The following is a 10912-nucleotide window of genomic DNA, read 5'->3' as shown; positions in this document are numbered from 1 at the left end:
TCCCCGCGCCCCTGAGAGGTGGGTGGTGGGTGACGGTTGGAGGGTGGGTGCCGGTTGTGGGGGGTGCTCGCGCAGTTCCCCGCGCCCCTGAGAGGGGGGTGGGGGGTGGCGGTTAAGGGGTGAGTGCGGGTTGGGGGGGGATCGCTCGGTTCACCGCGGACCCGGGAGGGAGGCGCGCTTGCTCGGGGTGTGGGTCTCGGCCTAGGGTGAATGCGCTTTCATTCTTGTGTGGCTTGTGCTGACCGGACGGGGGTATGGCCCGATGAGTACCGCTCCGACGGTCTATGACGTGGCGGAACGGGCCGGTGTCTCCATCGCCACCGTCTCCCGGGTGTACCGCAGCCCGGGTACCGTGCGGGCCGAGACGCGGGAGCGGGTGCTGGCCGCGGCGCGGGAGCTGGGGTATGTGCCCAGCGGGAACGCGCGGGGGCTGGCCAGTCGGTCCACCGGGGTGCTGGGGCTGTGCTTTCCCGACTACTCCGATCCGGACGCCGAGGCAGCCGACGCCGAGGACGAGGACGCGGCGATGCTCTACTCGGATCAGATCATCCGGGGTATGGAGCGTGCCGCCCGCCGTCATGGATATGCCCTGCTGATCGCCGCCTCTCTCAAGGGCGGGCCGGAGAGTCTGGTAGCCACGGTGGCCGGCCGGGTCGACGGGTTCGCCGTGCTGGCCCGGACCGTGCCGACGGCCGAGCTGGAGGTCATCTCGCGCCGCCAGCCGGTGGTGATGCTGGCCGGGCCGCGCGAGGGCGGGGAGCGGCTGGACCATCTCGACCATGTCGAGGTCGCGAACAGGGACGGGCAGTCTGAGCTGACCCGCCATCTGCTCGCCGATCACGGGCTGCGCCGGCTGGCCTATGTCGGATCCGCCGAGGAGTCACCGGATGTGGAGGCCCGCTTCCGGGGTTTCCAGGACGCCTGCCGGGAGGCCGGGGTACCGGTGCCGGACGCGCCGGATCTACGGGTCGCGATGATGACCCAGGCCGAGGGCGCCCGTGCCGCCGCCGCCCTGTGCGACCGGGACGGGCCGCTGCCCGAGGCGCTGGTGTTCGCCAACGATCAGCTGGCGGTGGGCGCGCTGCGGGCCCTGGAGCGCCGGGGCCTCAAGGTCCCGGAGGACGTGGTGGTGACGGGGTTCGACGGCATCGCCCTGGGCCGTCTGGTGCGCCCCGCGCTGACGACCGTACGCCAGCCCATGCTGACCATGGGCGAGGCCGCGGCGAATCTTCTGGTGACCCGCCTCAACGGCACCCGGACCGGTGCCCCGGAATCACTGATGCTGCCGGTGACGGTGGTGCGCAGGGGCAGCTGCGGCTGCGAGGGGTGAGGTACGGGTACGCCGCCCCCGGGCGGTGTCGGGGGCGGCGGGGTGGGTCAGGGGGCCGTCACCGGGTGGTGGACGGTCCGAACCACGGGTAGTGCGGGCTGCCGGGGCCCCAGGTTCCGGGGCGGCCCCGTTCGTCCTTGGTGACGAACACGCTCGGCTCGGAGGCGGTGACACCGCCGCCGGTGGAGCGGGCGGTGACGAACCAGGCGTGGGTGGAGCCGGGCCTCAGGCCCTTCCAGGTCACCTGGGCGGTGGCCCCGGAGGCAACCGTGGTGCGGCCGATGACGTCCACGGGGTCGTAGAGCGCCAGGGAGTCCGTCCTGAAGGTCGTCGTGCGGGTGGAGAGGTCGACGGGGAGGACCATGTTGTCCTCGGTGCCGTCGTAGCGGTGGTCGGCGTCGTACTCGGTGGCGCCGAACTCGTCCAGCAGGGGTGAGTAGGTGTCGACGGTCAGCTCCGAGCGGTCCACGTCGAACTGGAGCAGCCGGAAGAAGCTGGAGCCGAAGCGGAGTTGGTCCTCGGGCCGGTAGCCGCCGATCTCGGTGAGGCCGAGACGGTCCGCGAAGACCGTGTAGAACTGGTAGTCCGCGAGGAGTTCGACCACGCCGTGGGTGATCTCGCCGACCTTGGGCTTCACATTGGTGCCCACGCCGTGCTCGTGCCCGGCGAGGATCAGGAAGACGTTCGGGTTGTCCTGGACGACGGTCTTGAACAGCATCGAGCCGTCGGGCGCGGAGAATCCGGCGCCGCGCCCGTCGGGGCTGGTGCTCGGCGCGAGATAGTCGTGCGAGAGCACGATGCCGTTGCGGTCGGGGAAGCGCTGGAAGACGGAGTCGGCCCATGCGGCCTCCTCGCGGGTGACACCGTAGGACAGGCCGACCACCACGAAGTCCAGGCCGCCCGCGGAGAACAGCTCGTAGTGGTTCTGGTTGTCGCCCTCGCGCCACGGGCCGCCGTACTCGGCCTGCTCCCAGCCCTCGGACAGGGCCTCATAGCGGTCCGGGCCGTAGTACCGGTTGTAGAGGGCGTCCGGGCCGGTCTCGGTGCCCGACTGGTTGTCGTGGTTGCCCGCGATGACGCCGTTGGGCACGCCCGCGTCGTCCAGGATCCTCTGCTGCTCCGAGGACACCTCCATCTCGGCGACGATCTGCCGCTGGGTGGCCTCGTCGGCGGGCTTGCGGATGTTGTTCTCGATGATGTCGCCGGTGTGCGCGACATAGGAGATCTTCCGCTCGTCCTGGTGGTCGGCGACCCAGCGGGTGATGTCCCCGTACGCCTTCTCCCACACGGCCCGTTCCTCGGCGCTCTCCTGCTCGACCGCGCCCTCGGAGAGGTACTGCGTGTCGGTGAGGTGGACCAGGGAGAAGTCGTAGGTGTCGGGGTCGGCGAACCCGTTCGGGTCGCCCGCCTCGATGTCGTCGGCGAAGGGGTCCTCGCCGGTGACCATGACATGGAGGGTGTTCCGGTCGAGGTAGGAGCGCTCGACCACTGAGGTGAGCAGGGTGTCGCCCTCGGCGGCGCCCCGGGCGCTGGTCAGGACGTCCCAGCGGGCGGTGCGGGTGTTCCAGACACGCAGGGCGGCGAGCCGCTGGGGGTCGAGGGTCCCCTCCCAGCGCAGCACGGGCGCGTCGGCGCCGCTCCTCACCTTGATGTCATAGCGCTGGAAGGTGACTTCCCCGGAGGCGGGCGCGTCGAGGGTGCGGCCGTCGGCCGGGGCGAGCCCGGTGGCTCTGACCTTCTTCTCGCCCTTGACCTTGAGGGTGGTCGGTACGGCGGTGGCGGTGCCCTGGAAGACCTCGCCCGGGGTGAGGATCTCGGCCTCGGAGAAGGTGGCGGTGACCTGGCCGCCGTCGGGTTCGCCGACCTCGGCGGTCAGGGTGACGTTCCGTCCGGCGTCGGTGGTGCCGGTGGCCGGGGTGAGAGCGGCGGGGGCGTCGGGGATTCCGGCGGAGGTGAACGTCACCTCGCGGGTGCCGGTGTTGCCGAGGCCGTCGGTCGCGGTGACGGCGAGGGTGTGGGGCCCGGCGGAGAGTCCGGGGCCGATGGCGGCGCCGGGCTCGATGTCCTTGCCGTCCAGTGTGAGGTGCGGTCCGTCGACCACGCCGGAGGGGTCGTCCGTGCGGACGTCGAGGACGACGGCGGCGGTGATCCGCTGCCCGGCGGCCGGGGTGCTGGAGGTCACGCGGGGCGCGGAGTTGTCGCTGGACAGGGCGCGGGTGGCCGTCTTCCCGGTCGCCGAGGTGGCGGCGAGGGTGTGGGCGCCGTCGGCGATCCGCGCGGTCTCCAGGTCGGCGCGCAGGCCCTGGGCGGGGGCGTCGAGGTGGAAGGTGAGGTCGATCTCGGTCAGCGGGTTGACGTTGTCGCCGCAGTTGCCGTCGCCCATGGCGTAGGAGCCCTTGACCATCCGGCCCTCGGCGGTGCCCCGGGCGGGGGTGAGGGTGATGCCGGAGACGGTGAAGTCGTCGCGGTTGTCACCGCAGGAGGTGGCGACGGTGCCGGTGACGAGGTCCAGGGTGTTCCAGCCGGGGACCAGCCACTCGTTGGGGAAGGTCAGGTCGACCTGGCGGCCGGCGAAGTCGCTGTCCAGCGGCAGTTTCTGGCCGTTGACCAGGAGGTGGTTGCCGTAGCGGGCCTCGATGGAGTTGGTGCCGACGGTGAAGCCGAGGGTGGCGTTGCCGGAGCCGAGGGTCTCGGTGACCGGGACGGCGGGGGCGTCGACGGTGAAGTGCAGTGCGGCCTCGCGCAGCCGGGTGGTGCTGCTGCCGCAGGTGCCGTCGCCCATGGCGTAGGAGGCGGCGATGTCATGGCCGGTGACCGTGGCGCCGTCGAGGGCGAGGGCGAGGTCGGAGACGTCGAAGTCGTCGCGGTTGTTGCCGCAGCTCTCCTTGTAGGGGCCGGTGACGAGGGTGAGGGTGTTGTCGCCGGGGACCAGATGCCGGGCGGGTATCGCGAGGTCGACGCGCTGGCTCACCCAGGTGCCGCCGAGGTCGATGCGCTTGCCGTTGACCAGGAGGTGGCTGTCGTAGCGCTCGTCGATGGAGTTGGCGCCGACGTCGAAGGAGAAGGTGGCGGCGCCGTTGCCCAGGTGGGGGTCGGTGGACGGGGCCTTGCCGTCGACAGTGAGGGAGGCGGTGGTGCCGTCGGCACCGACCGGGAGGCTCGCGAAGACGGACTGGCGGCCCTTGGCGAGGGTGCCGTCCTTCGGGGTGAGCCGGGGCGCCCCGGCCGGGGCGTTGTTGACGGTCACCGTGGTGCGGACCGTTTTGCCGGACTCGGTGCGCGCGGCGAGGGTGTGGGGGCCGTTGCGCAGCTTCGTGGTGTCCAGTTCGGTGCGCAGCCCGGTGGTGCCCCGCGGGTCGCCGAGCACGAAGAAGGAGAGCGTGGCCTGCTGGACATAGGCCGGGTTGGTGCCGCAGCTGCCGTCGCCGAAGGCGTAGGTGTACGCGTTCTCCTCACCGTCCGCGGCCTCGCCGAGCAGGTCGAGGGTGATGTCGGACAGCATGAAGTCGTCGTGGTTGAGTCCGCAGGAGCTGTCGAGGGCCCCGGCGCGGAACTCGATGGTGTTCTCGCCCTTGACCAGGTGCTCGTTGGGGATGTCGATGGTGGCGCGCTCGTTGACCAGGTCGCCGAGGTCCACGCGGTGGTCGCCGTTGACGACGAGGTGGTTCCGGTAGCGGGCCTCGACGGAGTTGGATCCGACGTCGAAGCCGAGCCGGGAGACACCGAGGGTGGGTTCGGCGTCGATGGCCCGGCCGTCGACCGTCAGCCGGGTCACGGAGTCACCGGGGAGGGTCGCCCCGGCCTCGACGGTCTCGGTGCCCTCCAGATAGGCGCCGTCGCCGGGGGTGAGGGTGGGCAGGGTGGTGGTGTCCGCCGGGCCGCCGCCCCGCTCCGCGCCGGAGCCGACGGTGGCGGTGGCGGTGGCGGCCGAGCCGACGGGGTCGGCCGTATCGGCGGTGTCGGCGGCGGTGGCCGTCGTGATCTGGCCGGTGAGCAGAAGGAGGGCGGCGAGCGCCGCTCCCGCGAGTCGCCGTCCGCCCGATCCGCCTCCCGGTCGTCTTCGCCGCTGTGCTGGCCCCATGAGTTGCCGTCCTTCCTGACGCGCCACGTGATGACGGGCACGCCGGAAGGCTCCGCGGCCTGCCCATGGCGGATCCTGGGCACCCCAGGTGAACGCGGGCGGAGCGGAGAGGGACCATCAACTGACCGTGCGAAGCACGCTCTTCGGGCCTCGGGGGACGGCCGGGCCGATCAGCAGCAGTGCCCGGCGCCGTCCGCCGTGGTGTCCGGGGCCGTCTCCAGACGGCAGAAGCAGGACGACTCCACCGGGACATCGGCCAGGGCGACGGCCGTCGTCAGCTGCTGCGCGACGATCCGGGCCTCCGCGGCCCTGCCGAGCCGGACCAGGCACTCGTGGAAGCCGTGCAGCGCCCAGACGTTGCCGGGGTGCTGCCGGGCGCGGGGCAGGGTGCCGTCGAGTCCGAGGTCGGCGCGGTAGACGGCCTCGGCCTCGGCCACCCGCCCCTGTTCGAGGAGCAGGGCCCCATAGGCGTGCCGGGTCGGCTGCATCCAGCCCCAGGGCTCGTCGTAGGGCAGCTGGTCGTCCAGCTCGATCGAGCGTTCCAGGGCGGTGAAGGCGGCGGTGAAGTCGCCCTTGCGGTACTCCAGTTCACCGTCGAGCATGGCGGCGGCGATGGCGAGGAGGTCGGCGCAGGTGTTGTTGAACAGCATCCGGGTCTCCTGGACCCGGCCGACGGCGGCCCGGAACAGTTCCCGCTCCGTCTCGGCCTCCGCGATCCGCCCGGTGGCGGAGAGGGCGACACCGCGCGCGTAGTGGGTCATGGCGGTGGTCGTGCTGTACAGGTCGGGGTCGGCGGGCAGGGGCAGGTCGAGGAGGTCGGACCAGCGGCCGAACCGGATCAGCACATGCACCCGCATGGCGAGGAACCCCTCCAGCCAGTCGGCCATGGGCGGGCTCTGCACCCGCAGCAGCTTCTCCGGGATCGCCGCCTCCAGCTCCGCCGCGCCCTCAAGGGCCACCTCGGACCGGCCGAGGAACATGGCCCCGTAGATCTTGAAGTGGATGTTGTGGCAGCGGTAGAGGGTGTAGAAGTTCATCGCGCCGGACCGGGCGACGGTCTTGGCGTCGACGGCAATGGCGGCGCTGTTGTCCGACACGACCCGCCGGTAGTCCCCGCACAGCACCTCCAGATGCGAGGGCATGTGCGCCAGATGCCCGGCGTCGGGGACCAGCCCGCGCAGCCGGTCCGCGACGGCCAGCGCGCGTTCCGGGAAGGGGGACATCTCCATCAGATGGATGTAGAGGTGGACGACTCCGGGGTGGTCGCGCCCGGCGGGGGTGGCGAGCGCCCGGTCCAGCACCTCCTTCGCCTCGGTGGTCCGGGCGCCCTCGGCGGGCTCCCCGGTGCGCAGGTCCCACAGCTGCCAGGGCGTCAGATTCATCAGCGCGTCGGCGTACAGGGCGGCCAGGTCCAGATCGTCCGGGTCGCTCTCGTAGGCGACGCGCATCCGGTCGGCGTAGGGCGCGTTCCACACCGAGCAGTCCTCGGCGGGGCCCGCCTGCGGGTAGCGGGCGCTCAGCGCGTCGATCAGGGCCCGCTCGGCGGGGGTGGCGGCGGTCTCCGCGAGCCGCCGGGCGCGCTCGACGGCCGCGTGGGTGCGTGCCACGGTCCGGGCGAGGTCGGAGGCGTCGAAGAACTCCCAGGGTTTGTTGTAGTTGGGTCCGAGGGCGTAGGCGATGCCCCAGTGGGCCATGGCACAGTCCGGGTCGGCCTCGGCGGCCTGGACGAAGCAGCGGACGGCCTCCTCGTGGTGGAAGCCGTACGACCAGATCAGTCCCCGGTCGAACCAGCGCCGGGCCTCGGGCGAGGAGGTGGTGACGGGGCGGGTGTGGGTGCCGAGGTTGTAGTAGTCGCCGTCGTCCAGGTCGCCGTGGGTCCGGAGGACGGCGAGGTCGTCATGGGGCCGGAGGTCGCCGGGGTCGGCGTCGGTGGGTGCGGTGTTCCGTGCCGGTGTCTGGTGGTCGTTCATGGGTGCCCTCCCGAGCCCACGCCGGATGCGGCCACCCAGCGTAGTCGGGGTCCTACCAGGGGGCGGGCGATCATCGCCGATGGGGGCGGGGGGCCGTCATGTCCCCGGCCGCGTGCGGCGGCGGACCACCTCGGCGGTCTGCGTCGACCCGTCGTCCGGCTCCGGTACTCCCCCGGGACCCAGCTCCCCGTGCGGCGGACCCCGGCCCCCGCCTGACGACATGGTCACCCGTTTGGCTGAACGCCAGCGGATTCGCCGGGCGCGGGAGCGGCCGTCGGCCCGACCCTGGGCAGGCTTTGCCACTCGCCAGGGGGACAGGGGAGGACAGATGACCGACATAGCGCACCGGAACACCGCGACGGAGGGAGTGGACGGGGGGATCGGGGTCACCGCGCTGCTGGTCGCCGCGGCACGGGCGATCGAGACCCATCGGGGCGACAGCCTCGCCCAGGACCGGTTCGCGGAGCACTTCGTGCGGGCGGCTCCGGCGTCCGCGGGCTGGCCGGTCCGCCCGGACGAGGTCCGGGGCGGGGACGCCAATCCGCTCTGGGGGCGCTTCGCTCGCTACTTCGGACTGCGGACCAGGGTGCTGGACGACTTTCTGCTGAGCGCGGTGCGGGGCGGCGCCCGCCAGGTGGTGCTGCTCGGGGCGGGGCTGGACACCCGGGCGTTCCGTCTGGACTGGCCCGAGGGGTGCGCGGTGTTCGAGGTCGACCGGCCGGGGGTCCTGGCGTTCAAGGGCGAGGTGCTCGGCGGACTGCCGACGGTCCCCCGGGCGGCGCGGGTGGAGGTGCCGGCCGATCTGCGGGACGACTGGGTCGGCACACTGACCGGGGCCGGCTTCGACCCGGCGGCACCGACGGCCTGGCTGGCCGAGGGACTGCTGTTCTATCTGCCGCACTCCGCCGAGACCCGGCTGATCGACCAGGTGGACCGGTTGAGCGCGGCGGGCAGCGCGCTGGCGTACGAGGTCAAGGTCGAACCGGATCTGCTCGGCTACCGGGACAGCCCGACCTACACGGCGACGAGGGAGCAGATCGGGATCGATCTGCTGGACCTGTTCGCCCTGGAGGAACGCCCCGACTCCTCGGGCGCGCTGACGGGCCGGGGCTGGTCCACGACGGTCCACACCCCGTACGAGTTCACCCACCGGCACGGCCGTGGCCCGCTGCCCGAGGCCAACGACGCCCTGGAGGGCAACCGGTGGGTGTTCGCGGACAAGCCCCGCGCCTAGAAGGGGTGGCCTCCGGCCGGTAGCAGGACCGGTTTCACCACCCGGCCCGACGCACAGTCGCGTTCGGCCTCGGCGACGGCGGTGAGGGGGTAGGTGCGGATCAGCCGGTCGAAGGGGAACAGCCCGGCCCGCCAGAGGGCGGTCAGCCGCGGGATCAGCAAGGCCGGTACGGCGTCCCCCTCGCAGAGGTGGGAGAGGGCGCGGCCCCGGTCCAGGGTGCCCGCCTCCAGGGGCAGGGTGCCGGGGAGGCGGGCCACCAGGGCGAGATGACCGGTGGGGCGCAGGGCGTGCAGCGCGGTGTTGATGAGGGGCGCGGAGGCGGTGGTGTCCAGGGCGTACTGGGCGCCGCCGTCGGTCAGTCGGCGGATCCGGTCGGGCAGGGCGGGGGTGGTGGCGGGCAGGGGGGTCGCGCCGAAGCGTTCGGCGAGGGCGAGCCGTTCGGGATGCCGGTCGACGGCCACGCTCACCGCGCCGGAAGCGGTCGCCGCCATGATCGCGGCCAGCCCGACCGCTCCCGCGCCGAAGACGGCGACGGTGTCCCCGGGGCCCGCCGCGAAGGTGTTGAGGACCGCCCCGGCGCCGGTGAGGAAGCCGCAGCCGAGGGGGCCGAGCAGTTCGAGCGGCAGGGTGGGGTCGACCACGACGGCGTTGCGGGCCGGGACGACGGCGTACTCGGCGAACGAGGACTGGCCGAACCAGCGGGGCGCCAGCGCCCGCCCCGCCGCGTCGGTGAAGCGCGCCGCCCGCTCCCGGCGTCCGCCGAAGAGGTTGAGGGCGGCGAAGGAGTCGCAGTAGGCGGGGGCCGCGCGCAGACAGTTCCGGCAGTGGCCGCAGGAGTCGAAGCTGAGGACGACATGATCGCCGGTCCGGGGCCCGGAGTCCTGGCCCCCGGTCTCCACTACGATCCCGGCGCCCTCGTGGCCGAGGACCGCCGGGAGCGGTGAGCGGCCCGCCGAGTGCCGTACGGCGAGATCGGTCCGGCACAGTCCGCAGCCCGCGATCCTGACCAGCAGTTCGCCGTGGGCGGGTCCGGAGGTGAGCCGTACGTCCTCGACGGTGAACGGGCCGTCGTACGACCGCAGTACGGCGGCGCGGAAGGTGTGGGTCATCTCGTCCGGCCTCCGGGGGGGTGGGGGGCGAGGGGGCCGTCGGCGGCGGCGGACGGGGGATCCGTGTCAGGGGAGCCGTCCGTGGCGAGCGGGGGGCGTGGGGCGGTTGGTCGGGGGCCTGGGTGAAGGGTTCGCCGGTGACGGGGAAACGGGGGTGACCCCCGTCGGGATCGGGGCGGTCAGCCCGTGACTCCGGTGGCGGGTCCCGGGGCCGCCTCGTGCGCGTGCCGGTCCGCCTCGTGCGCGTGCCGGTCCATTTCGGCGCGGAACTCGGCCACCAGGCGTGGCTGAATCCGTCCGGTATCGCGGTCGCCGCCCTCGCAGACCGCGCCCCGCACCCCGACGATGTCCGTGCCGATCCGGGTCAGCTCGCCGAGGTCCGCCGCCCGTACGCTGCCCGCGAGCGCGGCGAGCAGACCGAACGCGTGGGCCCGCCGGACGAACTCCGCGCAGAGGTCCGGCGGCAGATGGTCGAAGAGCCGGGTGCCGTCCTTGACGGCGGTGTCCAGCATGGCCGCGTCGCAGCCGGAGCGGTGGGCGATGTCGGGCAGGGCGAGCGGGCCGACACAGCCGATGCGGTGGGCGTCGGCATAGCCGGAGGCGACGACCAGCGCGTCCGGCCGGTGGTCCTTCACCGCGCGGACGACACCGGTCATGACCTCGATGGCCTGCTGGGGTGTGGTGCAGCCGTAGAGGCCGACCTTGATGTACCCGGCGCCGGAGACGACCGCGCCGAGCGCTGCCTGCGCGACCGTGCCGGGCTTGTACGGGACGTCGCCGACGGTCGCGGACACCGGGGTGCCGGCGGGGATCGCGTCGCGGATCTCCCGGATGACCCAGGGGTAGTTGGCGCCGAGGGACCCTTCGTCGGGTTTCTTGACGTCGACGATGTCGAGATGCTCCGCCGCCTTCGCGCACTCCAGAGCCTCCTCGACGCTGTCCGGGGAGATGAGCAGCAACAAGTGGGGTTCCCTCCGGGTGGGGTCGGGTGGGGCTCGGGTGGAGGCCGGGTGGGTGTGGGGGCGTCTGGGTCGGCTGTTCTTGCTGTGCGATCCACTCCACAGTGAGGCGGGGGCGCGGTGGTGGGTAGGGCGCGCGATCGTCTTCCGGATCGTTTCCCGCCCGTTGTATGCGCCGTTCGCGCCGGAGCGTGGCGCTCCGCGGGGAGCGCCGTTGTCGGGTGCGGGA

Annotated in this window: 6 protein-coding genes; 2 read left to right on the top strand and 4 right to left on the bottom strand. The window is 72.8% G+C overall.

Features of this window, described 5'->3' with window-relative positions:
* Positions 1–262: 262 nt before the first annotated feature.
* Positions 263–1330 (top strand): LacI family DNA-binding transcriptional regulator, encoded by a 1068-nt coding sequence (locus ABZX40_RS07820; protein ID WP_355731097.1) that lies wholly within the window; start codon positions 263–265, stop codon positions 1328–1330.
* A 58-nt stretch (positions 1331–1388) separates the two neighbouring features.
* On the opposite strand, the gene ABZX40_RS07815 is transcribed toward ABZX40_RS07820, so the two are convergent.
* Positions 1389–5411 carry a metallophosphoesterase gene (locus ABZX40_RS07815; protein WP_355731095.1) on the bottom strand — a complete coding sequence of 1341 codons (4023 nt, stop codon included), beginning with the start codon at positions 5409–5411 and terminating at the stop codon, positions 1389–1391.
* Between the two features lie 170 nt (positions 5412–5581).
* The gene (locus ABZX40_RS07810) at positions 5582–7381 is read right to left on the bottom strand and encodes a hypothetical protein (protein ID WP_355731093.1); all 1800 of its coding nucleotides are present in this window, start codon (positions 7379–7381) and stop codon (positions 5582–5584) included.
* 328 nt (positions 7382–7709) lie between these two features.
* Here ABZX40_RS07810 and ABZX40_RS07805 point away from each other — a divergent pair, with 328 nt between their 5' ends.
* Positions 7710–8615 (top strand): class I SAM-dependent methyltransferase, encoded by a 906-nt coding sequence (locus ABZX40_RS07805; RefSeq protein WP_355731091.1) that lies wholly within the window; start codon positions 7710–7712, stop codon positions 8613–8615.
* Here ABZX40_RS07805 and ABZX40_RS07800 read toward each other — a convergent pair.
* Both ABZX40_RS07800 and ABZX40_RS07795 read right to left on the bottom strand, forming a co-directional pair.
* A complete protein-coding gene (locus ABZX40_RS07800) occupies positions 8612–9724 on the bottom strand; it encodes an NAD(P)-dependent alcohol dehydrogenase (RefSeq protein ID WP_355731089.1) in 1113 nt (370 codons plus the stop codon). The genes ABZX40_RS07805 and ABZX40_RS07800 overlap by 4 nt on opposite strands.
* A gap of 179 nt (positions 9725–9903) precedes the next feature.
* Entirely contained in the window at positions 9904–10683 is a 780-nt protein-coding gene (locus ABZX40_RS07795; RefSeq protein ID WP_355731497.1) for a (5-formylfuran-3-yl)methyl phosphate synthase, read from the bottom strand.
* Positions 10684–10912 lie beyond the last annotated feature (229 nt).

The sequence above is a fragment of the Streptomyces sp. NPDC004610 genome (assembly GCF_040609715.1).
In the GTDB taxonomy this organism is placed as follows: Bacteria; Actinomycetota; Actinomycetes; order Streptomycetales; family Streptomycetaceae; genus Streptomyces.
The sequence above is the reverse complement of the archived record's forward strand: the minus strand, read 5'-3'. Positions and strand labels throughout refer to the sequence as shown.